Below are 24586 nucleotides of genomic sequence, written 5' to 3' on the forward strand. Positions count from 1 at the left end.
TGCCCCGCGACACCCAGAGCCGGGCGGCGTAGCGTGCAGGCATGGAGACGGACAGCGGCCAGGAGAACATCGGAACACTCGTCGTCCTCGGCGCCACCGGCGACCTCACCTCCCGGCTGCTGCTGCCGGGACTGGGCCGGCTGCTCACCGAGCAGCCCGACCGCCGCATCACGCTCATCGGGGCGGACCTGCCCGCCCTGGACGACGACCGGTGGACCCGCACCGTCCGGGAGGCCTTCGACACCGTCGAGGCCACCGGCGCGGCCGTGGAGCACGCCCTCGCGCACACCGGCTACCTCGTCACCGACGCGAGCTCCCCCGAGGATCTGCGGCGGCTGCTCGGGGCGGCCGACGGGATCCCCGCCCTGTACTTCGCCCTGCCCCCGGCCGTGACCGCGCGGGCCGTGCACGCCCTGCACCAGGTGCCGCTGCCCGAGGGCACCATGCTGGCCCTGGAGAAGCCCTTCGGTGTGGACCGTGAGAGTGCGGCGCAGCTCAACCGGCGGATCACCGCCCTGGTGCCGGAGGACCAGATCTTCCGGGTCGACCACTTCCTCGGCAAGTCCACCGTGCTCAACGTGCTGGGACTGCGCTTCACCAACCGCTTGTTCGAGCCGCTGTGGAACCGCGACCACATCGAGTCCGTGGAGATCGTCTACGACGAGGAGCTGGGTCTGGAGAACCGCGCCGGCTACTACGACCGCGCGGGGGCGCTGGTGGACATGATCCAGTCCCACCTGCTGCAGGTCATGGCGCTGGTCACCATGGACGCCCCGGTCTCGATCGAGGCCGCCGACCTGCGGGCCGTCAAGGCGGAGGCCCTGCGGGCCGTGCGCCCCTGGGCCGGCGACCCCGTCCGCGCCGGCCGGCGCGCCCGCTACACCGCCGGCACCGTCGACGGACGCCGTCTGCCCTCCTACGCCGACGAGGACGGGGTGGACCCGGCGCGCGGGACCGAGACCCTGGCCGAGGTGACCCTGGAGGCGGCGACCTGGCGGTGGGCCGGGGTCCCCTTCGTCCTGCGCTCCGGAAAGGCCCTCGACCGGGCACGGCGGGAGGTCGCCATCACCTTCCGCGACGTGCCCCGCGTGCCCGCCGGCCTGGACGGACGGATCGAGCCCACCGTGCTGCGCCTGTGCCTGGGGCCCGACGGCATGGTCCTGGAGCTCAACGTCAACGGCCCCGGCGACCCGTTCGTGGCCGACCGTGCCCGGTTGGAGACCCGGTTCGGCGCCGGCCGGCTCAACCCGTACGGGGAGGTCCTCCACGGCATCCTCGGGCGCGACCCCACCCTGTCCATCCGCGCCGAGGGGGCCGAGCACGCCTGGCGGGTGGTCGACGGGATCCGCGCCGCCTGGCGCACCGGCCGGGTCCCGCTGGAGGAGTACCCCGCGGGCTCGGCGGGCCCCCCGACGTGGCGCTCCACCCATCCCCGGGACTGAGTCCCCGGCGCCCGTGCCACCGGTCGGGACCGACCGCACGGCCCCGGCCCACGCTCCGCGCGTTGCCTGCGCCCCGGGGGGGGTGGCAGGAGGCGTCGGACCGTGAGACCGTGTGGAGCACCCGGGGCGGGCAGGCCCGCGACGGCGGCACCCGGTGGAGGAGGAGCGCCCCGGCGCGGCACCCTCCGCGGCGGGGCCGGCCCAGCCGATGCCCGTTCGGACGACGGACGAGGGAGCGCACCATGCAGATGGGACTCGTAGGACTGGGCAAGATGGGCGGCAACATGCGCGAACGGCTGCGCCAGGCCGGGCACACGGTGATCGGCTTCGACACCGACCCCGAGCTCTCCGACGCGGCCAGCCTCACCGGCATGGTGGAGCAGATCGACAGCACGCCCCGGGTCGTGTGGATCATGGTGCCGGACACGGTGGTGGACACCGTGATCGACGAGCTGGCCGGTGTGCTGGGCGAGGGCGACGTGCTCATCGACGGTGGCAACTCCCGGTGGACCCACGACGGTCCCCGCGCGGAGAAACTGGCGGGCCGGGGCATCGAGTACCTGGACTGCGGGGTCTCCGGCGGCGTGTGGGGGATCACGCAGGGCTATGCCCTCATGGTGGGCGGGGACGACGGCACCGTGGCCAAGGTGCAGCCCATCTTCGAATCGCTCAAACCGGCGGGCGAGTTCGGCTTCGTCCACGCCGGCGAGCACGGTGCGGGCCACTTCGCCAAGATGGTCCACAACGGCATCGAGTACGCCATCATGCAGGCCTACGCCGAGGGCTGGGAGCTGCTCGAGGCCGCCGGTCACGTCCGCTCGGTGCGGGAGACCTTCAACTCCTGGCGCGAGGGATCGGTGATCAAGTCCTGGCTGCTGGACCTCGCGGTGAACGCGCTGAACGAGGACGAGCACCTGGACGGGCTCAGGGGCTACGCCGAGGACTCCGGCGAGGGCCGGTGGACGGTCGAGGCCGCCCTGGACCTCGCCGTGCCGGTGCCCAACATCTCCAACGCCCTGTTCGCCCGGTTCACCTCCCGGCAGGACGAGGCCCCGGCGATGAAGATGATCGCGGCGATGCGCAACCAGTTCGGCGGGCACACGGTCCGGGACGTGGACGCCGCCCCCGAGCACGTCGAGTCCGCCCCCGGCGAGGAACCGGCCCACCCCGCGGAGCAGTAGGCGCGGTCGTCCCCGGCGGGGTCGGTCCGTGCCACGGCCCGGACGGGGCCGGAGGGGCCCGTCCTCCGGACGGGCCCCTCCGTGTCGCCGGGTTCAGCCCAGGGAGCTGATCAGGTCGGCGCAGGCCTGTTCGCAACGGCGGCACGCCTCCGCGCAGACCCGGCAGTGCTCGTGCATCTCGGCGTGCTGGGCGCACTCGTCGCCGCAGGCCTTGCAGGCCGCCTGGCAGGCCTGGAGCACCGTGCGGGTGAGATCGGCGTCGTAGCCCGTGTGCCGGGAGAGCACGTTGCCGGTGGTGGCGCAGATGTCCGCGCAGTCCAGGTTGGTGCGGATGCACTTGGTCAGCTCCGCGACCATGTCCTCGGACAGGCACGCGTCCGCGCAGGCCGTGCAGGTCTGGGCGCACTCGAAGCACGCGGCGATGCACTCGGCCAGCTTCTGCTGGTCCACCCCGCCGAGGTCCTTCGGGTAGGTCTCGAGCATCGATGTCACATGGGTCATGGTCTCGCTCCTTCGTCCGATCGGCGGCCGGTCGCGGCCACCCGTCCTGCGGTGCTGGTCCGGGCGCGTGGGGTGCCGCGCCTCACAGGACCGACGGTAACCTGTTCTTTTCGCCGGATGAACCCCGCCGGCCTGAAGATTCGATGAAGCCCGCGGGCGGCCCGGCGGACGGCGTCGGCCCCGTGGCGCGGGGCGCGCCACGGGGCCGTGGTCCTCGTCGCCCCGGGCGCAACGGGGCCGTGCGGACCTACTCGCCGAAGACGGCCTCGGTCACGTGGGTGGGCTTCTCGTACTGCCGCTCCGGGAGGCTGCGCAGGGCCTCGAGGATCGAGTCGTCCGCACCGGAGTCCTGGGCCTTCTGCACGACCTCGTCCTTGCTGACCGGGTAGTCCAGGCCGCTGAGGTGCTTCTGCAGCTCGATGGGGTCGGGCTTGTCGGACATGGGGGCTCCTTGTCGTCGCGAGGTCTCGTCCTGCCGGTGCGGCAGGACACGGACAGTTCCAGTCTGTCAGCCTGCTTCCCGTCCGTCAGCCCCGCCGCGGGTGCCGGGCACGGGCCGCGGCGCCCTCACGGACCGGGGCGGCCCTCCTGGTCCAGGATGCGCAGCCGTTCCCGGTACTCCGCCTCGGTGAGCTCGCCCCGGGCGTGGCGTTCCAGCAGCCCGTCGCGGGCCCGGCGCAGTCCCAGCCGGGTGCGCGCCCGGCGGCCCCACCGGGTGTTGCCCCCGTAGCGCAGCACGAACCAGCGCACGAGCCGGATCACCGCCCACCCGGCGGTGAGGAGCAGGAGCACCCAGGACACCGCTTCCCAGCCCTGGAAGGGCGTCAGTCCCAGCACGACCACGGTCCCACCGATCCCTCCGACGTCGTCCCCCGCGCCTCGGTGTGCTCCGCCGCGGGGCGGACGATGGCGTGAGGCTACCAGCTGCCCCCGACGTCGTCGCGGGTGAGAGCACGGATCCCGTCGAGGATGGCCCCGTGCACCCGGGGATCGCTCAGGGGCAGGAAGTGCCCGCGGGTCCCGAGCTGGACGTTGCGCGCTCCCTCCAGCCGGCTGCCGCCGGGGATGTGCGGGTCGAAGCGGCCGTAGATGGAGACGATGTCCCGGTTCACCGCCTGGTGCGTGGTCAGCGCGGTCAGCTCCGGGGAGTGCGGCAGGAACACCCGGATCGTGGACAGGGGCAGCAGCCGGGCCAGCTCGGACCCGGAGAACGGGGTGTTGACCGCCACGAGGCCGTGGATCACGGCGCTGCCGTTGTGGTGGGCCAGGAGCTGCTTGCCGATCAGCCCGCCCTTGCTGTGCGCCACCAGCACGCACCGCTCGAGGCCCGCCGCGCGCAGGTGCGCGTCGACCAGCCCGGCCATCTCCTCGATGGTGCCGGTGTTGAACTTCAGGTCCTCGACCACGTGGACGTCGTGCCCGTGCTCCCGCAGCAGACCCGCCACGGGCAGCAGGAAGGTCCACGACTCGTAGATGCCGGGGATGAGCACGACCGGTGTCCGGGCCGGGTCCGCCGGGGCCCGGTAGTGGGCGGGGTCCCACCGGCCGAGGAGCCCGGCCGCCTGCCACCGGAGCGCGTAGGCGTAGTCCTGCGCCCAGGCGGCGAGGTTCGCCCCCGCCTCGGTCACCCGGTGCGGGATCACGCCGGGACGTCCGGACGGTGAGCGGGTCGGCAGGCGTCGAGGAAAGGGGCGCATGCTGCGGCGAGCTCCTTCGGGTCGGTGTGCTGGGCGTTGTGCGGGGCGCCGGGGAGCTCGAGGAAGCCGGCGTCGGGGGCCTCCCGGGCCAGGCGCAGCGCCCAGTCGCGGGGTGCGATGGGGTCACGCTCCCCCCGGACGACCAGCCCCGGGGCCGCGCAGCCCCGGATGTCCTCCTCGACCCGGTCGGCGAGCATGTGCCGGGTCGTGCGGAGGTAGCGGAGCGGGCCCATCCGCAGGTAGTCGCGCAGGATCACGGCGTTGGTCGGCAGCGGCTCGCGCAGCGTGTCCCGCAGCAGCCGCCACGCCTGGCCCGGCAGGCTGCGGGCCCGCGGGTCCACGGTCGGCCCGATCAGGACGTAGCCGGAGCACAGCCCCGGATGGTCCTTGACCGCGTCCACGACGATCTGGCAGCCCATGGAGTGGCCGACCGCGACGGGCCCCGACAGCCCCAGCGCCGCGATCGCCCCCGCGGCGGCCTCCCCCAGCTCGGGCACCGAGAGGGGACGCCGCGGCTTCGGGGCCGTCCCGTAGCCCGGGAGGTCGAGCGCGTACACGTCCCGGGTGGCGGCCAGCTCGTCCGCGAGGCGCAGCAGGTAGGCCCCCGACATCCCGATGCCGTGCACGAGGACCACCGGCGGCAGCGCAGGGTCGAAGGTCCCGCGCACGTCCACCGCGTGGGGCCCGACGACGACGCGTCGCCGCTGGAGCGCGGGGTGCCGCCGGACCCGCCCGGGCCGCGCCGCGCGCCGTCCTGCGGCGGCCCGGCCGGGGCCCGGGCTCTCCGCGCTCCCCCCGGGGGCGGCGCCGGCGCTCACCGGTGGGTCGCCTCGACGGCCGACCGCACGACGTCGTGCGGGTCCTGCCGGGCGGCCCAGGCCTCGCGCTGGCGCCGGGCCCCGGTGCCCTCCCGGAGCACGTCCGCCGCCACGCCGGTCACGAAGTCCTGCTCGCCGAGCTCCTCGAGGGCCGGGCGCACGTGCTCGAGGAGCTCGGCCACGACGTCCGCCGCGGGCGCGGGTGCTCCGGAGGCCGGGCTGACCAGCGCTCCGTCGAGCCCTGCGGCGCTGGCCTGCCACGACCACGCGCGCAGCTGTCCCACGCCGGTCCGCGGGGCCGGGACCCCGGCACGCCACTGCCCGGCCGCCGTCTCGACCAGGGCACGGGCCAGGGCCGCCAGCGCCGCGGTGTGCTCGGCCTCGAGGCAGACGTCCGCGATCCGGATCTCCACGGTGGGGTACCGGGCGGAGAGCCGGGCGTCGAAGTAGAGCATGCCGCGGTCCAGGGCCGCCCCGGCGCGGAGCAGTGCCTCGCACCGGCGCTCGTACTCCCCGGGGGTGCCCAGCAGCTCGTCGGGGCCGGCCGTGGGCCAGCGCGTCCACGTCTGGTACCGGTAGCTGCCGTAGCCGGTGTCCAGTCCGTACCAGAACGGCGAGTTCGCGCTGAGCCCCAGCAGCACCGGCAGCCAGCCCCGGATCCGGTCCAGCACGGCGACGCCCTCGTCGGGACCGGAGATCCCCACGTGGACGTGCAGCCCGCAGGTCAGCTGCTCGTCGGCGACCGCGCCGTAGCGCTCGCGGAGCCAGCGGTAGCGGGGACGGGGCACGAGGTGCGGGCGGTCCGGGAAGACCGGTGACGCCAGGGCCACGGCCCGGGCGCCGGCGCGGCGCGCGGCGGCGTCGACCAGGGTCCGGCCCTGGCGGATGACCGCGAGCTGGTCCGCGACCCCGGTCACCGGCGGCCCCGCGACCTCGATCTGCTCCTGCTGCAGCTCGGTGCTGATCCGGTGCCCGGACGGCTCGGGAGGCCGGTCCTGGTCCCCCACCACGCCGCGGCTCAGCGCCACGGGCTCGAGGGTCCCGGCGTCCACGAGGAGCAGCTCCTCCTCCACGCCGAAGGTGCGGCCGGGTCCGTCGGTCCCGGCCGGGGCTGGGTGCGGGGGCATGCTGAGCACCTCCATCCGAGGTCGGGGGCCCCGGCGCGGGTGCGCGCGCCGGGGTCTGTCACACGGTGTCGTCGAGCACTTCGGAGCGTAGCACCCGGCTCCCGGCGGCCGGAGGGCGCGGGCCGCCCCCGCCGCGGAGGCACCGGCCGCCCCCGTCCGGGTCGGTGCGGGGAGTGCTCCCGGACCGTCCCGTGGGAACGGTGCACGGGGGCGACGCGGACCGTGCTGCGGCGGCCGGTGCTCGTGCGGGTCGCCGTGGTCCAGGCTGTCCCCGTCCTTCCCCGCTGCGGTGCGCTGCGGTGTCAGTGGACCTCGACGCCGCCCGTCACGACCGCCTCAGCTCCCCGAGCATCGTCGCCATCTCCCGGATCTCGGCCTCCTGGGCCTCGACGACCTCGCGCGCGAGCTCGACCGCCTCCGGGTTGGCCCCCTGCTCCACCTGGTCGCGGGCCATGTCCACGGCACCCTCGTGGTGCTGGGTCATCTGCTCCAGGTACAGCACGGCGGCCTCCGGCCCCTCCCCGGCCTCCCGGAGCCGGTCCATCCCTTCCTCCTCGACCATGCCGGAGCCGTGACCGCCGTGGCCGCCGTGGCCGGCGCCGGCCGGGGCGTCCCAGGCGGTGAGCATCGCACGCATCCGCTCGATCTCGGGCTCCTGGGTCCGCGCGACCCGCTCGGCGAGGTCCCGGACGTCCTGCGGGACGCCGTCCTTGCCGAGCAGCACCTCGCTCATCTGCACCGCCTGCTCGTGGTGGGGGATCATCATCTGCGCGAACATGACGTCCGCGTCGTTGTGCTCGGCGGAGATCTCCGCGGCGGCCCCGGAGGCCGGCGCGGTCCCGGAGGCCGGCGCGGTCCCGGTCGGTGTCGTCTCGGCCGAGGGGCTCGCGCTCCCGGAGGCCGGCGTCGCCGCCTCCTGGCCGTCGCCGCAGCCGGCGAGCGCGAGGGCGGCCGCGAGGGCCAGGGCGGAGAGGGTGGTGGTTCGTCGCACGGTGTGTCCTTCTGTTGTTCTCTCGGTGGTGGGGAAAGGGTCCGCTCAGTGGGCGGGGACGGCAGGGGGCCGGGCCCCGGCACGCGGGGCCTCCGCGGCGGCCGGGTGGGCCGGGTCGAGGTCGAGCCGGCGCAGCAGCTGGGCGTTGAGGGCCACGACGATGGTGGAGAGCGACATCAGCACCGCCCCGACCGCCGGGGACAGGACCACCCCGGCGGGCGCCAGGACGCCTGCGGCGAGGGGGACGGCGACCACGTTGTAGCCCGTGGCCCAGACCAGGTTCTGCAGCATCTTGCGGTAGCTGGCCCGGGAGAGGTCGATCATCGAGAGCACCGCCCGCGGGTCGTTGCCGGCCAGGACCACCCCGGCGGACTCCATGGCCACGTCGGTGCCGGCCCCGATCGCGATCCCGACCTCGGCGCGGGCCAGGGCCGGGGCGTCGTTGACGCCGTCGCCGACCATCGCGACGGTCATCCCCCGGGACTGCAGCTCGGCGACCTTGGTGTCCTTGTCCTGCGGGAGCACCTCGGCGAAGACCTCGTCGATGCCGAGGTCGGCCCCGACCGCGTCGGCGACCGGCCGGGCGTCGCCGGTGATCATGGCGACCTTCACGCCCAGCTCCTGCAGGGCGGCCACGGCGGCACGGGACTCCGGGCGGACCGTGTCCTCCAGGGCCAGGGCGCCGATGACCCGCCCGTCGCGCAGCACGTGGAGCACACCGGCGCCGCGGTCGCTCCACCCGCGGGTCGCCCCGGCGAGCGCGGCGGGAGTGGACACGCCCCGCTCCCGGAGCAGGTTGGGCCCGCCCACGGTGATCTCCGCCCCGTCGACCGTGGCCGCCACGCCGCGGCCGGTGGCGGCGGTGAACCCGGTGCCGCGCAGGGGCCTCCGGGAGGCCTCGGGGTGGGCGGCGGCGGCCGCGACGATCGCACGGGCCACCGGGTGCTCGCTGTCGGACTCGGCGGCGGCGGCCAGGGCCAGCAGCTCGCCCTCCGTCGTCCCGGGGGCCGGGGCGGCGCCGGTCACGGCGTGGGCGCCCTCGGTGAGGGTGCCGGTCTTGTCGAACAGGACCACGTCGATGGTCCGCATCCGCTCGAGGGCCAGGCGGTCCTTGATCAGCACCCCGGAGCGGGCGGCGCGCTCCGTGGAGATGGCGATGACCAGGGGGATGGCCAGTCCCAGGGCGTGGGGGCAGGCGATGACCAGGACGGTGACGGTGCGCACCACCGCGTCCCCGGGGCTGCCGAGCAGGGTCCACGCGACGGCCGTGAGGACCCCGGCGGTCAGGGCGAACCAGAACAGCCAGGCGGCGGCGCGGTCGGCCAGGGCCTGGGCCCGGGAGGAGGACTCCTGGGCGGCGGCGACCATCCGCCGGATGCCGGCCAGGGCGGTGTTCTCCCCGACGGCGTCGACCCGCACGCGCACGGTGTTGTCGGTGGCCACGGTGCCGGCGACCACGGTGTCCCCCACCGTGCGGGACACCGCCGTGGACTCGCCCGTGATCATCGACTCGTCGAGCTCGGCGGTCCCGGCCACGATCTGCCCGTCGGCCGGCACCCGCGCCCCCGGGCGGACGAGGACGACGTCGCCCACGGCCAGGTCACCAACGGGGACGGTCGCGGTGCCGCCCTCGAGGACCTTCTCGGCCTCGTCCGGCAGCAGGGCGGCCAGGGCGTCCAGGGCGCCGGAGGCCGCCCCGAGGGCTCGCATCTCCATCCAGTGGCCCAGCAGCATGATCACGACGAGCAGGGCCAGCTCCCACCAGAAGTCCAGGTCGAACCCGCCGATGCCCAGGGACGTCGCCCAGGACGCGACGAAGGCGACCGTGATGGCCGTGCTGATGAGCAGCATCATCCCGGGCTGCTTCGAGCGCAGCTCGGTGAGTCCGCCGCGCAGGAACGGGGCCCCGCCCCAGAGGTAGATGACGGTGCCCAGCACCGGGGAGATCCAGGCCGAGCCCGGGAACCCGGGGACGTGGTAGCCCAGCAGGTGGGCGACCATCGGGGAGAAGATCACCACCGGGACCGACAGCCCCAGCGAGATCCAGAACCTGGTCCTGAACATCGCCGTGGAGTGCCCGGCGTGCTCGCCGTGGGTGTGGACGGTGTGCTCCTCGTCGACCGCCGAGTGGGCGCGGTCGTGCGGCACGGCCTGTCCGTGCGTGTCCGCGTCGGCGTGGTGGCCGCCGTGGGGGGCCGGGTGGTGGGCGTGCGGGGCGCTCATGATGCTCCTTCCGCAGGTGGGTCGTGCGGGCCGGGACCGGCGCCGCGGCCGGCAGTGCTCCCGCTCGCCGGTCGGGCTCGTTCCCGATCTCGAAAATATACCCCCTAGGGGTATTTATCAAGGGTGTGGGACGGTGCTCGGCGCCGCCGTCCCCGGCGGCGCGGTGTGCCGGACGGGCAGCACCACGCGGAACTCCGCGCCCCGCCCCGGACCGGCCGAGGCGGCGTCGAGCGTGCCGCCGTGGGCCTCCACGAGGGCGCGGGAGATGGTGAGCCCGATGCCGGAACCGCCGTGCTCCCGGTCCCGGGCGGTGTCCCCGCGGTAGAAGCGCTCGAAGACGTGCGTCAGCTGCTCGGCGGCCATGCCCTCACCGGTGTCGGCGACCCGGAGCACCACGCCCCCGGGGGCGTGCGGTGCCGCGCCGAGCACCACGTCGCCACCGGGCGGGGTGTGGCGCAGGGCGTTGGAGAGCAGGTTGCCCAGCACCTGACCCATCCGCTGGCGGTCCACGGGCAGCACCGCGGCGTCCGTGCCGTCGTCGACCCGCAGGCCCACCCCCTTGGCGGCGTAGGCCTCCCCGGCCGCGTCGGCCGCCGAGCGCAGCAGCTGGGCCACGGGCACGGGTGAGCGGTCCAGGACCATGCGCCCCTCCTCGGCACGCGAGACGTCGTCGATGTCCTCGACCAGCCGGGTGAGCCGGGCCAGCTGCTCGGCCAGCACCGCACCCGTGCTCGCGTCGAACTCGGTGACGCCGTCCTCGAGGCCCTCCAGGTAGACGCCGAGCACGGACAGGGGCGTGCGCATCTCGTGCGCGAGGTCGGAGAGCATGCGCCGCCGGACGTCCTCGGTCCGCTCCAGTTCGGCGGCCATCGTGTTGAACGCGGACGCGAGCGCGTCGACCTCGGCCCCGGCGCCCATGGCCGGGACCCGGGCGCCCCAGCGGCCCCGGGCCAGGGCCTGCGCGGCCCGGGTGAGCGCGTCCAGCGGGCCGCGCAGCCGCCGTGCCAGGGACGCGCTCACGGCCAGCGCGCAGGCCAGCGCGGTGAGCAGGGCGACGCCGACCGTCCACAGCCCGGCGTCCCGGTAGGCCCGCTCGAGGTGCATCAGCTGGCCCGGGTCGGGCTCGGCCCCGGCGCGCAGGAGGTGCTCGTGGAACAGCGGGGGGCCGGCGAGGGAGGCGGCCGCCGCCGCGGCGAGCACGCTCGCCAGCACCACGAGCAGCTGGGCGAGCAGGAAGCGGGCGGTCAGCCCGGGCTCGCGCCGGGCCGTCACCGCACCGCCATCCGGTAGCCGACGCCGCGGACGGTCTCCACGTAGCGGGGCGAGGCCGGATCGTCCCCGAGCTTGCGGCGCACGTGGGCGATGTGGACGTCCACGAGGTGCTCGTCGCCCACCCAGGCCGGGTCCCACACCACGTCGATGAGCCGGCGGCGGGACATCGCCTCGCGGGGACGCAGGGCCAGGGCCGCCAGCAGGTCGAACTCGGTGCGGGTGAGGGCCACCCGCACCCCCGCCACCCGCACCTGCCGGCCCGCGAGGTCCACCTCCAGGTCACCGTGCACGTGCGGCGCACCGGCGTCGCCCCGGCGGGTCACCGTGCGCGGGCGCCGCATGACCGCCTGCACCCGCGCCACGAGCTCGCGGACGCTGAACGGCTTGGTGATGTAGTCGTCGGCGCCGGTGGCCAGCCCGGCGAGCCGATCCTCCTCGTCCCCCCGGGCCGTCAGCATCAGCACGTAGCACTCCGAGAAGGTCCGGATCCGCCGGCAGACCTCGATCCCGTCGAGTCCGGGCAGGCCCAGGTCGAGGACCACGACGTCGGGGGCCCCCGCCCGCGCCGCCTCCAGGGCGGCCGGGCCGGTGTGCGCCTGGGCGACGTCGTACCCGGCGCGCACCAGGTAGGACGCGACCATCCCGGCGAGCGCCTTCTCGTCGTCCACCACCAGCACCCGTCCGGCCGCCACACCGGCGTCCTCGACACGCGTTCCCATGGCCCCAGTCTCCCCCGGACCGGCCTGCCGGCGGCCCGGATCGCTCCGCAGCGGGCGGATCTTCGTCAATTCTTGAGCATCCGCGCCGGTCCGCTCGCGGAAGCACCGGAGCCGTCCCGGTTTGCGACGGCACCGACAGGCCACTTAGTATTTCAGGGCGCCCGACGGACAGCAGGCTGACTACTTGGTCGGCCGGATGGCGGAGGGCGCGGCAGCCGGCCGTCCCCCGAAGGAGCGCACCACGTGCAGCGCAAGATCTCCGTCCTCGTCGAGGTGGACCTCGACGGCCGGTACGTCCACGTCCACGTCACCGGCGCCCTGACCGCGGTCAACCAGCAGGGGCTGCACCCCGTGCTGCGGCGGGCCCGAACGATGCTCCCCGCGGCGACGGTCAGCCTGGACCTCACCTGCGTGCGCGAGCTCGACCCCCGGGCCCTGGAGCTGCTCCGCCGGACGGTCGAGCACGAGCCCGGCCTCGACGGCGCCGTGCAGATCCGTGTGCCCCAGGAGGCGCCCGCCGGAGCGGCGGCCACCGCACTGGCCGCCCGCCGCCGGCTGCGGAACGAGGTCCTGCAGCGCCGCTCGGAGAGGCTGCCCGTTCCGCTGCCCGGGCCGGCACTGAGCGCGGCCTCCTGACGGGTCTGCCGGCTCCGCGCCGCAGCGGCGGGCTGTCGCCGGGCGCAACGTTGCCGTGACTTGCACCGGCGGGTGCGAAGATTGACGGCAGTGCAGGCATCATCCTGAGCGCGGTCGCACCGGGGGGCCGGGGATGAGGGGCAGAACGGCGGAACGCATGAACGACCACCCCACGAGAGACCGGGCCGCCGAGACCACCGGCGGGCTCGATCCCCGCCGCTCGGCCGGGCGGGTGGTCGCCGTCGACGCCGCCCGCGGTCTGGCGCTCGTGGGACTGACCGCCGTCCACTTCCTGCCCAGCGCCTACCAGGAGAACAACCGGCCGACGCTGTCGTGGCTGCTCTTCGCCGGGGACTCCGCGGCGCTGTTCGCCCTGCTCGCCGGGGTGGGCCTCGCCTTCGTCTCCGGTGGGCGCAGGCCCCGCCGGGGGCAGGACCTGACCGCCGTCCGAGCGGGGATCGCCGTGCGCGCCCTGCTGATCATGGCGATCGGCCTGACGATCGGCTACCTGATGCCCGCCGAGCCTCCGGCGACCGGCATCCTGGTCCACTACGGCGCCTTCTTCCTGCTGGCCCTGCCCTTCCTCGGCCTGCGCGTCCGGACACTGCTCGTGTGCTCCGCGGCCTTCCTGCTGCTGGGACCTCTGCTGATCCACTGGCTGGGCGATCTGGTGCCGGAGCACACGGACGCGAACCCCACCTTCGCGAACCTGTTCACGGAACCCGCCGCGGTCTTCTGGCAGCTGCTGCTCACCGGCGCGTACCCGGCCGTGACGTACCTGGCCTACCTGCTGGCGGGTCTGGCCGTCGGCCGGCTCAACCTCAAGAACCTGCACGTCCAGGCCCGGCTCCTGGCGGCCGGCCTCGGTCTCGCGGCGCTCGCGAAGCTGCTCTCCTGGGTGCTCCTCTACGGGGTGGACGGCTACAACGTCCTCCTGTACAGCATCGCGTCCCTGACCCGGGCCGATCTCGACCACATCGTCGTCTTCGGCCCGGACGGAGCCCTGCCGACGAACACCCTGTGGTGGCAGGTGCTCACCGCCCCGCACGTCAACACGCCGTTCTCCGTGGCATGGAGCCTGGGGGTGAGCCTGGCGGCCCTCGGCGCCCTCCTGCTCCTCGGGCGGCAGTCCGGCACGTGGCTGCTCCCCCTGGCCGCCATGGGCGCGATGACCCTCACCCTGTACACGGCGCAGCTGGCCCTGCTCTCCACCGAGGTCCACTACAGCAGCCCCCTGCTGTGGTTCGTCGCCTGCCTGGTCGTCTCCGCGCTCGTGGCCCTGGCCTGGCGCCACGCCTTCGGCCGGGGGCCGCTGGAACGGGTCGTGGCCGCGGCCGCGCACGCCGCCACGCGCGCCGTCGCCGACCGTGCGAAGCCCCGCGACCCCGGCCCGCCGCGCAAGCCCCTCGGCTGAGCCGGCCGCGTTCCCTCCCGGCCGGGACGCCCCGTGCACGCGAGACCCTCCCACGCCGCGGCCGTTCACGCTGGACGCTGAAACGGACCGCTGGGCGGTCACACCCCGCCCCTGATCCGTTACCGTGACAGCAGCGCCGCCCGGCGCCGGCAGGCGGAGCCTCCGCGTGCCGTGGACCTCAGGAGGAACTATGCCGAAATCCGTCGTCAGCAAGGCCAGCACCGTCTGGAACGGCGATCTCTTCAGCGGCTCGGGCAGCACCAGCCTGGCCGGCTCGGGGCTGGGCCCCTTCGACGTGGACTGGAAGGCCCGCGCGGAGGAGGGTCCCGGCCCGCGGACGAGCCCCGAGGAGCTCATCGCCTCCGCCCACGCCACCTGCTTCGCCATGGCGCTCTCCAACGGCCTGGCGCAGAACGACACCCCGCCCACCCGGGTGGACAGCAGCGCGGAGGTGACCTTCGTGGCGGGCGAGGGCATCACGGGCATCGCGCTCACCGTCCGTGCGGAGGTCGAGGGTCTCTCGGCCGAGGACTTCGCCCGCCTGGCCGAGGACGCCAAGGCGAACTGCCCCGTCTCCCAGGCCCTGTCGGTGGACATCACCCTGGACGCCTCGCTGGCCTGACCGGCCGTCCCCGCCGGGCCGGGCGCGACCCGGCCCGGCGGGGGTCTCACGCCCGGCGGCGTGCCAGGGCGCGGCCGAGGTCCTCGTCCAGCAGGTCGGTGTTGATGGCCGTGCCGGTCTTGAGCCCGGCGGCGGCCGCCGCGAGGACCTGGGCGTGCAGGTCCGTCACGTTGCCGGCTACGTACACGCCCTCGACGTTCGTGCCGCCGGTGGGGGCCGAGGGCACGCAGGTGCCCGCGACGTGGCCCTTCTCCTCCTCCTCGGCCGTCTCCAGCCCGAGGGAGTCGATGAGGTCCGAGCGCACCGTGAACCGGGGCACCACGACCACCGCGCGGCACGGCACCAGCTCGCCGGAGGCGAGCCGCAGCCCGCAGATCCGGTCCTCCGCGAACTCGATCGAGGACACCTCTCCGGTCGTGTGCCCGATGCCGAGGGCCGCCAGCTGCTCGCGCTCCTCGTCGTCCGGGTCGGGCGCCCGGTGCTGGACGAACGTGATGTCGTCGGTCCACTGCCGGAACAGCTGCGCCTGCTGCACAGCGGTGGGGCCGGTGCCGAGCACGGCCAGCGGCTGGTCGCGCCACTCCCAGCCGTGGCAGTAGGGGCAGTGCAGGACGTCGTGCCCCCACCGCTGCGCCACGCCGGGAACGTCCGGCAGCTCGTCGACGAGTCCGGTGGTGATCAGCAGCCGTCGCGCCCGCACCGACCGGCCGTCGTCGAGGGACACCGTGAAGCGGTCGCCGTCCCCGGACTCCTCCTCGGCGTGCGCGGAGACCACGGTGCCTTCCACGACGTCGGCCCCGTAGCCGGAGACCTCCGCGCGCCCGTCGGCCAACAGGGCGCCGGGGGCGTCACCGTCCCGGCCGAGGTAGTTGTGCATGTGCTCGGCGGGATCGTTGCGCGGCGCCCCGGCGTCCACCACCAGGACGGTGCGGCGCGCGCGGGCCAGGCAGAGGGCCGCACCGAGGCCGGCGGGTCCCCCGCCGACGACCACCACGTCGTAGCGGTTGTCCATCACGTCCTCCTTCGTCCGGCCGGACGGCGCCGCCGTCCCCGGTCCGGGTGGTGCGGGGTGCTCAGCGGGGCTGGGCCGGGTTGAAGGGCGTGCCCTGGGACGGCGGGTTGATCGGCGGGCCGGACGTCTCCGGGGAGACCGGAGAGCCCTGGCTGGACCGGGAGACCTCGGGGGCCTCGGTGGGCACCGCTCCGCTGGTGTCCGCGCCCTGGCGGACGGCCTCGAGACGGTGCTCGAGGACCTGGACGACGGGCAGCCGGTTGCCGTGCGCGCGCTCGTAGGCGAGGAGCTGCTGCAGGCCGGACTCGTCGAGGCCGGTGATCTTCGAGCCGAGCACGCCCACGGGCAGGTGGTCGTAGTCGGGCAGCGGGAGGTCGTCGTGCTGAGGGATGTCGTTCACGTCTGCTCCTTCGGCGGTGGGCGCCGGAACCCCGGCGCCGGTCCTGCAGTGTCCTGTCACGGTAACAGGCCCGGAAGAAGAGAGTAAGGGTGCTTCCATCTTTGCCGGCGGGGACCCCGGGAACGGGAGAAGCCCCCCGGACCGTCCGGTCCGGGGGGCTTCTGCTGGTGACCCCAGCGGGATTCGAACCCGCGTTACCGCCGTGAGAGGGCGGCGTACTAGGCCGCTATACGATGGGGCCGTAGCACGTCCGGCCCGCGGTGACCCGCGACCGGACTCGTACACTGTACCAGGTCCGTGCGGTTTCCCCGAACGGGGCGCCCTGCTCCGGGCGGGCGGCGGGCGCTCCGGGCCCGGACGTGGAAGAACCCCCGGACCGTGTGGTCCGGGGGTTCTCCGCGGTGTGACCCCAGCGGGATTCGAACCCGCGTTACCGCCGTGAGAGGGCGGCGTACTAGGCCGCTATACGATGGGGCCCTACTGATCGAGCGATCAGCGCTGGGATACCAGGACTCGAACCTAGAATGACGGTACCAGAAACCGTAGTGTTGCCAATTACACCATATCCCACTGTCGTCGCCGGTTCCTGCGGTTTCCCGCACCGATCGGCGCAACGCAAGAAAACTATACCGGCCTTCGGGCGGGGCGGCAAATCGAGGTCAGTCGCAGTAGCGCCGCTCCAGCTCGCGGCCCATCCCCCGGCGGGCGGCCACCGCCGCGAGCACCCGGAGCAGCGGCCCGAGCCACCGGTAGAGGCCCGGCAGGTGGATGTCGGTCCACTGCATGAGCAGGGCCGTGCGGAGCAGACTCCGGGGCCTGCCGTCGCGGCGCGTGCGCCCGTCGCGGGCGAGCCCGTACAGGGCGGTCAGGCCCTTCTCGTAGCAGGCGGGCGCCGGGCGCAGCTCGACGACGAACCGGGCCGGCGCGGCGGCCGGGTTCGTCCACCGGAACAGGTGCTCCTCCGGGACCTCGACCTCGCCCCCGGGCCCGAGGTCCCGCACCACGTGCCCCACCTGGACCCGCAGGGTCCCCTCGAGGACCCGCAGGTGCATCGCGATCCGGTGGTGGTAGTGGGCGAGCACCTCGCCGCCGGGGTCGACCTCGACGTGGAGCAGGGCGTGCTCGCCGCCCGTCTCGGCGCCGGTGCGCAACCAGGTGATCGTGTCCCGCTGCACGGGGTTGCGGTGCTGCGGGCGGCCGGCCCGCAGCGCCGTGATCTGTTCGTCGGTGATCCGCTCGCCGGTCCGGTCCATGGTCATCGCCCCCTGCGTCCAGGCTACGCCGCCGCGCCCGGCCGCGCTCGGATCCCCTTCCCCGGTGACGACGCCGGCCCGGCCCACCTCGTGCGGTGGGCCGGGCCGGCGTCGTCGGTGCGGGAGCTCAGCCCAGCTGGGCGGCGAGCGAGCGGATCCGGGTCAGGGAGGAGTCCTTGCCGAGGATCTCCAGGGACTCGAACAGCGGCGGGGAGATCCGCCGCCCGGACACGGCCGTGCGGACGGGGCCGAAGGCCAGGCGGGGCTTGATCCCGAGGCCGTCGACGATCGCCTCGCGCAGGGCGGCCTCCAGGCTCGCGGCGCTCCAGTCCTCGAGGGGATCCAGTGCGCCGAGGGCGGCTCGCAGGACGTCGCCGGCGGAGTCCTTGAGCTGCTTGCGGGCGTCGTCGGCGACCTCGATCGCGTCGTCGGCGGTGAACAGGAACGAGAGCAGCTCGGGGGCCTCGCCGAGCAGGTTCATCCGCTCCTGCACCAGCGGCGCGGCCTCGTCGAGGATCGCGGCCTCGCGCTCGGTGAGGGTCTCCCCCAGCACGCCCGCCGCCTGCAGGTACGGCACCAGCCGGTCGCGGAAGTCCGCGGGCTCGAGCATCCGCACGTGGGTGCCGTTGATCGCCGTGGCCTTCTTGAGGTCGAAGCGGGCCGGGTTCGCCAGGACGTCGTGGACGTCGAAGTGCGCCACGAGCTGCTCCACGGAGAAGACGTCCTCGTCCGCGGACAGGGACCAGCCCAGCAGGGCCAGGTAGTTGAGCAGGCCCTCGGGGACGAACCCGCTGTCCCGGAGGTGGAACAGGCTGGACTCCGGGTCCCGCTTGGAGAGCTTCTTGTTGCCCTCCCCCATGACGTAGGGCAGGTGACCGTACTCGGGCACGCGCTGCGCGACGCCGAGTTCGACGAGGACCTGGAACAGGGCGATCTGGCGCGGCGTGGAGGAGAGCAGGTCCTCGCCGCGCAGGACGTGGCTGATCTCCATCAGGGCGTCGTCCACGGGGTTGGTGAGCGTGTAGAGCGGCTGGCCGTTGGCGCGCACCACGACGTAGTCCGGGATGGACCCGGCCTTGAAGACGATCTCGCCGCGGATCATGTCGCGGACCACGATGTCCTCGTCCGGCATCCGCAGCCGCAGCACCGGCTCGCGGCCCTCGGCCCGGTGGGCCGCGACCTGCTCCTCGGTGAGGTCGCGGTCGTAGTTGTCGTAGCCCAGCTTGGGGTCGCGGCCAGCGGCGCGGTGGCGGGCCTCGACCTCCTCCGGGGTGGAGTAGGCCTCGTAGACCGCCCCGTGCTCCAGCAGCCGGGCGGCGACGTCCCGGTAGACGTCCAGGCGCTGGGACTGCCGGTACGGGGCGTGCGGGCCGCCGGTCTCCACGCCCTCGTCCCAGTCGATGCCGAGCCAGGCCAGGGCCTCGAGGAGCTGCTGGTAGCTCTCCTCCGAGTCGCGCTGGGTGTCGGTGTCCTCGACGCGGAACACCATCGTCCCGCCCGTGTGCCGGGCGTGGGCCCAGTTGAACAGCGCGGTGCGGATCAGCCCCACGTGCGGGGTGCCGGTCGGGGACGGGCAGAAGCGGACCCGCACGGGCGAGGACGTGGCGGTGGCGGTGGCCGGGGGAACGGGCTTTTCGGTCATGGCTCTTTCGGGGAGTCGGTCGGTGCGTGGGCGGGGCGGGGCGGCGGCCGGGGTGTCAGCGGCGCAGGACGGTGGGCAGGACGCCGATGCCCTCGACCTCCACCTCGATCCGGTCGCCGTCGTCGACGATGCCGACGCCGGCGGGCGTGCCGGTGAGGATCACGTCCCCGGGCAGCAGGGTGAACGCCTGGGAGACGTAGGAGACGAGGAACGGGACGTCGAAGACCATGTCCCGGGTGCTGCCGTCCTGTTTGGTCTCGCCGTTGACGCGGCTGCGCACGGCGAGCGCGGAGGTGTCGAGGTCGGTCTCGATCCAGGGACCGATCGGGCAGGCGCCGTCGAAGCCCTTGGCGCGGGCCCACTGGTTGTCGGTGCGCTGCACGTCGCGGCCGGTGAGGTCGTTGGCGGCAGTGTAGCCGAAGACCACCTCGGGCACGCGCTCCACGGGCACGTCCTTGCACATGCGCCCGATCACCACGGCGAGCTCCGCCTCGTAGGAGACCTCCTCGGTCCACGACGGCAGGGTCACCGGGTCGCCCGGGCCGGCCACGGAGGTGTTGGGCTTGAAGAACAGCATCGGCGAGGTGGGCAGCTCGTTGCCCAGCTCCGCGGCGTGGTCGGCGTAGTTGCGCCCGACGCACACGATCTTGGAGCGCGGGATCACCGGGGCCAGGAGCCGGACGTCGGCGATCCCGTGGCGCTGCCCGGTCGGATGCACCCCGGTGTAGAAGGGATCGCCCGCGAGGACGGTGACCGTCTCGGCGCCGGGCGCGCCCTCGACCGCGCCGAAGTGGATCTCGTTGTCGACGGTGAACCTGGCAATTCGCATGGCCCCAGGCTATCCCACGGCCCGCACGACGACGCGCGGCCCCCGGCGGGGCCGCCGGGGACCGCGCGGTGCCTCAGACCAGGCGGGTGAGCCAGCCGTGCGGGTCCTCGGCGCGGCCGGTCTGGATCTCCAGGAGCTGCCGGCGCAGGTCCATGGTGACCTCGCCCGGCCGGGCGTCCTCGTCCCCGATGGTCTCCTCGGCCGAGACGAGCCGGCCGATCGGGGTGATCACGGCGGCGGTCCCGCACGCGAAGGCCTCGGTGATCGTGCCCGTCCGCCAGCCCTCGCGCCACTCGTCGAGCGTGAAGCGGCGCTCCTCGACGGTCATCCCACGGTCCTCGGCGAGCTGGATGATCGACTTGCGGGTGACGCCCTCCAGGATCGTGCCGGTGAGCTCGGGGGTCACCAGCGTGTCGCCCCCGCGGACGAAGAACACGTTCATGCCGCCGAGCTCCTCGACGGCGTCCCCCCGGTCCCGGTCCAGGAACATGACCTGCTGGCAGCCGTGGGCGTCGCCCTCCATCTGGGCGACCAGCGAGGCCGCGTAGTTGCCGCCGCACTTGGCCGCGCCCGTGCCGCCGCGCCCGGCGCGGGCGTAGTCGCGGGAGAGCCAGATGTCCACGGGCTTCACGGCGCCGCCGAAGTAGTTGCCGGCCGGGGAGGCGATCACCGAGTACAGCACCCGCCGGGACGGGCGCACGCCGAGGAAGGCCTCGGTCGCGACCATGAACGGGCGCAGGTACAGGGACTCGCCGTCCCCGTCCGGCACCCAGTGCTCGTCCACGGCCACGAGCTCGCGCAGGGAGTCCAGGAACAGCTGCTCGGGCAGCTCCGGCAGGGCCAGGCGGCGGGCGGAGCGGTTGAGCCGGGCCGCGTTGGCCTCGGCCCGGAACGTCCACACGGAGCCGTCCGCGTGCCGGTAGGCCTTGAGGCCCTCGAAGATCTCCTGGCCGTAGTGGAGCACCGCGGCGGCCGGGTCCAGGACCAGGGGTCCGTAGGGCTCGATCCGGGGGTCGCTCCAGCGCCCCGTCCCCTTCTCGACGTCCCCGGACCAGTCGATCCGGACCATGTGGTCCGAGAAGCTGGTGCCGAAGCCCGGGGCGGCGAGGATCGCCGCTCGCGCCTCCTCCGGGACCGGGTCCGGGTTGAGGTGGCGGGCGAAGGTGGTGGGCTGAGTGGTCACTGCGTCTCCCTGCGAGGTCGACCCCGTGGCGACCGGCACGCGGGGCGGGCGGATGGTTCCGTGCCCCAGCCTATCCCCGGGGCGCGGGCGGACGGCTCAGGCGAGGGCGGCGAGCACGCCGTCGCCCACCTGCGCCGTGCTGCGGGACTCGTCGCCGTGCGCGGCGAGGTCCTGCTCCACGGCGGCCTCGATCCGGGCGGCCAGCTCCGGGTGGCCGAGGTGCTCGAGCATCATGGCGGTCGCCAGGATCGCCGCGACCGGGTTCGCCAGCTGCTGCCCCGCGATGTCGGGCGCGGAGCCGTGGACGGGCTCGAACATCGACGGCGCGGTGCGGTCAGCGTTGATGTTCCCCGCCGGGGCCAGGCCGATGCCGCCGGTCACCGCGCCCGCGAGGTCGGTGAGGATGTCGCCGAAGAGGTTGTCAGTGACGATCACGTCGAAGCGCGCCGGGTCGGTGGTGAGGAAGATGGTCGCGGCGTCCACGTGCAGGTAGTCGACCGTGACCTCCGGGAACTGCGCGCCGATCTCCTCGACCAGCCGGGAGTAGAGCCGCCCGGCGTTGACGAGGACGTTGTGCTTGTGCACCAGGGTGAGCTTCCGGCGCTCGCGCCCGGCGGCCAGCTCGAAGGCGTAGCGCACGAGCCGGCGGACGCCGTGGGCGGTGTTGAGCGAGACCTCGGTGGCGATCTCGGCGTCGGTGCCGGCGCGCAGCCGTCCGCCGTTGCCGGCGTACGGGCCCTCGGTGCCCTCGCGGACCACCACGAAGTCGATGTCGCCGGGCCGGGCGAGCGGGCTCGTGGTGCCGGGGTAGAGCTTGGACGGGCGCAGGTTGACGTAGTGGTCGAGGCTGAAGCGCATCTTCAGCAGCACGTCCCGCTCGATGATGCCGGAGGGCACCCGCCGGTCCCCGGGAGCCGCCCCCACCGCACCGAAGAGGATGGCGTCGTGGGCCCGCAGCTCCTCCAGCGTCTGCTCGGTGAGGGTCTCCCCCGTCTCCAGCCAGTGCTGGGCGCCGAGGCCGAAGCGCCGCTTCTCCACGGTGACGCCGGCGGCCGCGGTCACGGCGTCGAGGACCCGCTCCGCCTCGGCCACCACCTCCGGGCCGATGCCGTCGCCGGGGACGACGGCGATCCTGAGGTGGGCGGGGGCTGCTGCGGACGTCGACTCGCTCATGGGCCCAGGATAGGAGGCGCTTGCGCATCCATCCACGGACCGGACCGTCGTCTCACATGGCGGACAGCCGGACGGCTCAGGCCTGCAGCGCCGCCGGCTCCTCGTAGCGCGGGAACACCGGCGCCGGCGGGGGCAGCGGGGTCCCGGCGGCCAGCGGCGCGCCCAGGGCGGCGAACAGCCGGGCCTCGCCCTCGGGCTGGCCGAGCACGTCGAGCAGGCGCGCCGCCGCGTCCGGCATCACCGGCTGCACCAGCACCCCGACCGTGCGCACGACCTCGAGCGTCACCCAGAGCACCGTGGCCATCCGCTCCGGGTCAGTCCTGCGCAGCTTCCACGGCTCCCGGGCCGTGAAGTACCGGTTGGTCTCGGCCACCACCCGCCAGATCAGCTCGAGCGCCCGGTGGAACTGCTGCTCGTCGAACTCCGCGCGCACCGGCTCGTAGAGACCGGCCGCGGCGTCGAGCATCGCCCGGTCCTCGGGGGTGAGCTCCCCCGGCACCGGTACCCGGCCCTCGCAGTTCTTCGCGACCATCGACAGCGAGCGCTGGGCCAGGTTGCCGAGGTCGTTGGCGAGGTCGGAGTTGATCCGGTTCCTGATCCCGTCGTGGGAGTAGCTGCCGTCCTGGCCGAAGGGCACCTCGCGCAGGAGGAAGAAGCGCAGCTGGTCCAGCCCGTACTCGGCGACCAGGGCGTGCGGGTCGATGACGTTGCCCACGGACTTGGACATCTTCTCGCCCTGGTTGAACAGGAACCCGTGGGCGAAGACGCGCTCGGGCAGGGGCAGCCCGGCGGACATCAGGAAGGCCGGCCAGTACACCGCGTGGAAACGGGCGATGTCCTTGCCGATCACGTGGGCCGCGGCCGGCCAGTACCGCCGGAACAGCTCGGAGTCGGTGTCCGGGAAGCCGGCGCCGGTGAGGTAGTTGGTCAGCGCGTCCACCCACACGTACATCACGTGGTCCGGGTCGCCGGGCACGGGCACGCCCCAGTCGAAGGTGGTGCGGGAGACGGACAGGTCCTCCAGGCCCGAGCGCACGAAGGAGGCGACCTCGTTGCGCCGGGTCTCGGGGTGCACGAAGCCCTGCTGCTCGTAGAGGGCCAGGAGCCGGTCCTGGTAGGCGGAGAGGCGGAAGAAGTAGGACTCCTCCTCCGTCCACGTGACCTCCGTGCCGGTGCCGGCCGAGTAGCGCAGGCCGTCCTCGCGCAGCTCGGTCTCGTCCTCGGCGTAGAAGGCCTCGTCGCGCACCGAGTACCAGCCGGCGTACTTGCCGAGGTAGATGTCCCCGGCCTCCTCCATGCGCCGCCAGATGGCCGCCGACGCCGCGTAGTGGTCGGCGTCCGTGGTGCGGATGAAGCGGTCGTAGGAGATGTTCAGGGCGTCGTCCATCTCGCGGAAGCGCGCCGAGTTGCGGTCCGCGAGCTCCCGGGCCGTCAGGCCCTCCTTCTCGGCGGTCTGCTGCATCTTCTGCCCGTGCTCGTCGGTGCCGGTCAGGAAGCGGACGTCGTAGCCGTCCAGCCGCTTGAACCGGGCCATGACGTCGGTGGCGATGACCTCGTAGGCGTGGCCGATGTGCGGGGTGCCGTTGGGGTACGCGATGGCCGTGGTGATGTAGTACGGGGTGCGGTCGGAGGAAGTCACGGTTTCCACTCTACCGACCGCCGGGAGGCTGCGGCTCCCGGCCCGTGGGTGCCACGATGGGCAGGACAGCCGGCACCCAGCCCCAGGAGGACACCGTGCGCAGCGAGCTCTTCGCCCAGGACAACTTCGAACGCCAGAGCCAGGAGCGCTGGACCCTCCAGTCCCCCCGGATGCTGCGGGTGGGCCTGGGCCCGGACGTGATCGCCACGAAGGGGTCGATGGTCGCCTACCAGGGACGGATGGGCTTCCGGCACGAGGGCGCCGGCTCCATCGGCAAGCTCATGAAGAAGGTGCTCAGCAACGAGGACGCCCCCATGATGCGCGTCTCGGGCGAGGGCGAGGTCTTCTTCGCCCGGCAGGCGCGCAGCGTGTTCACCGTGCTGCTGGAGGGCGAGGGGATGACGGTCAACAGCTCGTCCCTGCTGGCCTTCGAGGACTCCCTGTCCTGGGACATCCGCCGCGTGGGCGGGGCCGGGCTGATGGCGGGCGGGCTGTTCAACCTCGAGCTCTCCGGGCACGGCATGCTCGCCCTGTGCTCGGACGGGGCGCCGATGATCCTCGACTGCGCGAGCCAGCCCACGTATGTCGACCCGCAGGCGGCCGTCGCGTGGTCGTCCAACCTCGTGCCGGGGATCCAGAACGACGTGTCGATGGGCTCGCTGCTGCGCGGCGGCTCCGGCGAGTCGTTCCAGCTGGCCTTCTCGGGTCCCGGCTTCGTCGTGGTCCAGCCCTCCGAGGGCGTCCCCGTGGTGCGGCAGGGCTGAGGTCCTGCCGCACGACGACGGCGCCGGGCCGCCTCCCGGTGGGGAGAC

24 protein-coding genes and 3 tRNA genes are annotated in these 24586 nt (G+C 74.1%); 6 read left to right on the top strand and 21 right to left on the bottom strand.

Annotated elements, in window-relative coordinates:
- Positions 1 to 41 precede the first annotated feature (41 nt).
- The gene (locus tag RE027_RS00950; protein WP_368806361.1) at positions 42 to 1442 is read left to right on the top strand and encodes a glucose-6-phosphate dehydrogenase; all 1401 of its coding nucleotides are present in this window, start codon (positions 42 to 44) and stop codon (positions 1440 to 1442) included.
- Between the two features lie 242 nt (positions 1443 to 1684).
- Entirely contained in the window at positions 1685 to 2623 is a 939-nt protein-coding gene (gene gnd / locus RE027_RS00955; protein WP_368806362.1) for a phosphogluconate dehydrogenase (NAD(+)-dependent, decarboxylating), read from the top strand.
- Positions 2624 to 2716: 93 nt separating this feature from the next.
- On the opposite strand, the gene RE027_RS00960 is transcribed toward gnd, so the two are convergent.
- The 10 genes from RE027_RS00960 to RE027_RS01005 all read right to left on the bottom strand — a co-directional run bounded on the left by RE027_RS00960 (position 2717) and on the right by RE027_RS01005 (position 11971).
- A complete protein-coding gene (locus RE027_RS00960; RefSeq protein ID WP_368806363.1) occupies positions 2717 to 3124 on the bottom strand; it encodes a four-helix bundle copper-binding protein in 408 nt (135 codons plus the stop codon).
- 247 nt (positions 3125 to 3371) lie between these two features.
- Positions 3372 to 3566, bottom strand: coding sequence for a DUF2795 domain-containing protein (locus RE027_RS00965; RefSeq protein ID WP_368806364.1), 195 nt, complete (start codon positions 3564 to 3566; stop codon positions 3372 to 3374).
- Positions 3567 to 3691: 125 nt separating this feature from the next.
- Positions 3692 to 3961 (bottom strand): SHOCT domain-containing protein, encoded by a 270-nt coding sequence (locus RE027_RS00970; RefSeq protein ID WP_368806365.1) that lies wholly within the window; start codon positions 3959 to 3961, stop codon positions 3692 to 3694.
- Positions 3962 to 4041: 80 nt separating this feature from the next.
- Positions 4042 to 4767 carry an esterase/lipase family protein gene (locus RE027_RS00975; protein WP_368806366.1) on the bottom strand — a complete coding sequence of 242 codons (726 nt, stop codon included), beginning with the start codon at positions 4765 to 4767 and terminating at the stop codon, positions 4042 to 4044.
- Positions 4764 to 5639, bottom strand: a complete 876-nt coding sequence (locus tag RE027_RS00980; RefSeq protein WP_368806367.1) for an alpha/beta fold hydrolase — start codon at positions 5637 to 5639, stop codon at positions 4764 to 4766. Before RE027_RS00980 ends, RE027_RS00975 begins: the two co-directional genes overlap by 4 nt.
- Complete coding sequence (locus RE027_RS00985; RefSeq protein WP_368806368.1) at positions 5636 to 6766, bottom strand: glutamate--cysteine ligase; 1131 nt, start codon at positions 6764 to 6766, stop codon at positions 5636 to 5638. The genes RE027_RS00980 and RE027_RS00985 overlap by 4 nt, the downstream gene beginning before the upstream one ends.
- A gap of 325 nt (positions 6767 to 7091) precedes the next feature.
- Positions 7092 to 7757, bottom strand: a complete 666-nt coding sequence (locus RE027_RS00990; protein ID WP_368806369.1) for a DUF305 domain-containing protein — start codon at positions 7755 to 7757, stop codon at positions 7092 to 7094.
- A gap of 45 nt (positions 7758 to 7802) precedes the next feature.
- On the bottom strand, positions 7803 to 9821 hold the full coding sequence (locus tag RE027_RS00995; protein ID WP_368806607.1) for a copper-translocating P-type ATPase: 2019 nt from the start codon (positions 9819 to 9821) through the stop codon (positions 7803 to 7805).
- Positions 9822 to 10097: 276 nt separating this feature from the next.
- Positions 10098 to 11252, bottom strand: coding sequence for a sensor histidine kinase (locus tag RE027_RS01000; protein WP_368806370.1), 1155 nt, complete (start codon positions 11250 to 11252; stop codon positions 10098 to 10100).
- Positions 11249 to 11971: a response regulator gene (locus RE027_RS01005; RefSeq protein WP_368806371.1), complete on the bottom strand. Its 723-nt coding sequence runs from the start codon at positions 11969 to 11971 to the stop codon at positions 11249 to 11251. The genes RE027_RS01000 and RE027_RS01005 overlap by 4 nt, the downstream gene beginning before the upstream one ends.
- A 243-nt stretch (positions 11972 to 12214) precedes the next feature.
- Between RE027_RS01005 and RE027_RS01010 the strand changes: the two genes are divergently transcribed.
- The 3 genes from RE027_RS01010 (at position 12215) to RE027_RS01020 (ending at position 14643) form a co-directional block, all read left to right on the top strand.
- Positions 12215 to 12607: a hypothetical protein gene (locus RE027_RS01010; RefSeq protein WP_368806372.1), complete on the top strand. Its 393-nt coding sequence runs from the start codon at positions 12215 to 12217 to the stop codon at positions 12605 to 12607.
- Between the two features lie 157 nt (positions 12608 to 12764).
- On the top strand, positions 12765 to 14021 hold the full coding sequence (locus RE027_RS01015) for a heparan-alpha-glucosaminide N-acetyltransferase domain-containing protein (protein WP_368806373.1): 1257 nt from the start codon (positions 12765 to 12767) through the stop codon (positions 14019 to 14021).
- 190 nt (positions 14022 to 14211) lie between these two features.
- Positions 14212 to 14643, top strand: coding sequence for an OsmC family peroxiredoxin (locus tag RE027_RS01020; protein WP_368806374.1), 432 nt, complete (start codon positions 14212 to 14214; stop codon positions 14641 to 14643).
- A gap of 46 nt (positions 14644 to 14689) precedes the next feature.
- Here the strand turns inward: RE027_RS01020 and RE027_RS01025 are convergent, their stop codons facing one another.
- The 11 genes from RE027_RS01025 to metG form a co-directional block, all read right to left on the bottom strand.
- The gene (locus RE027_RS01025) at positions 14690 to 15655 is read right to left on the bottom strand and encodes an NAD(P)/FAD-dependent oxidoreductase (protein ID WP_368806375.1); all 966 of its coding nucleotides are present in this window, start codon (positions 15653 to 15655) and stop codon (positions 14690 to 14692) included.
- Between the two features lie 61 nt (positions 15656 to 15716).
- Complete coding sequence (locus RE027_RS01030; RefSeq protein WP_368806376.1) at positions 15717 to 16055, bottom strand: DUF8129 domain-containing protein; 339 nt, start codon at positions 16053 to 16055, stop codon at positions 15717 to 15719.
- 165 nt (positions 16056 to 16220) lie between these two features.
- Positions 16221 to 16296, bottom strand: a tRNA-Glu gene (locus RE027_RS01035).
- Between the two features lie 163 nt (positions 16297 to 16459).
- Positions 16460 to 16532, bottom strand: a tRNA-Glu gene (locus RE027_RS01040).
- Between the two features lie 21 nt (positions 16533 to 16553).
- Positions 16554 to 16625: transfer RNA gene (locus tag RE027_RS01045), tRNA-Gln, on the bottom strand.
- A gap of 89 nt (positions 16626 to 16714) precedes the next feature.
- The gene (locus RE027_RS01050; protein WP_368806377.1) at positions 16715 to 17314 is read right to left on the bottom strand and encodes a cupin domain-containing protein; all 600 of its coding nucleotides are present in this window, start codon (positions 17312 to 17314) and stop codon (positions 16715 to 16717) included.
- A gap of 121 nt (positions 17315 to 17435) precedes the next feature.
- Entirely contained in the window at positions 17436 to 18950 is a 1515-nt protein-coding gene (gene gltX, locus RE027_RS01055) for a glutamate--tRNA ligase (protein WP_368806378.1), read from the bottom strand.
- Between the two features lie 55 nt (positions 18951 to 19005).
- Positions 19006 to 19779: a fumarylacetoacetate hydrolase family protein gene (locus RE027_RS01060; RefSeq protein ID WP_368806379.1), complete on the bottom strand. Its 774-nt coding sequence runs from the start codon at positions 19777 to 19779 to the stop codon at positions 19006 to 19008.
- A 73-nt stretch (positions 19780 to 19852) separates the two neighbouring features.
- Positions 19853 to 20962: a branched-chain amino acid aminotransferase gene (locus RE027_RS01065; protein ID WP_368806380.1), complete on the bottom strand. Its 1110-nt coding sequence runs from the start codon at positions 20960 to 20962 to the stop codon at positions 19853 to 19855.
- A 96-nt stretch (positions 20963 to 21058) separates the two neighbouring features.
- The gene (locus tag RE027_RS01070) at positions 21059 to 22135 is read right to left on the bottom strand and encodes a 3-isopropylmalate dehydrogenase (protein ID WP_368806381.1); all 1077 of its coding nucleotides are present in this window, start codon (positions 22133 to 22135) and stop codon (positions 21059 to 21061) included.
- 76 nt (positions 22136 to 22211) lie between these two features.
- Positions 22212 to 23774 carry a methionine--tRNA ligase gene (gene metG / locus RE027_RS01075; protein WP_368806382.1) on the bottom strand — a complete coding sequence of 521 codons (1563 nt, stop codon included), beginning with the start codon at positions 23772 to 23774 and terminating at the stop codon, positions 22212 to 22214.
- 95 nt (positions 23775 to 23869) lie between these two features.
- On the opposite strand from metG, the gene RE027_RS01080 reads away from it, so the two are divergent.
- Positions 23870 to 24538: an AIM24 family protein gene (locus RE027_RS01080; RefSeq protein ID WP_368806608.1), complete on the top strand. Its 669-nt coding sequence runs from the start codon at positions 23870 to 23872 to the stop codon at positions 24536 to 24538.
- The last annotated feature ends 48 nt before the right edge of the window (positions 24539 to 24586 follow it).

Source organism: Kocuria sabuli, assembly GCF_040981185.1.
GTDB lineage: Bacteria > Actinomycetota > Actinomycetes > Actinomycetales > Micrococcaceae > Kocuria > Kocuria sabuli.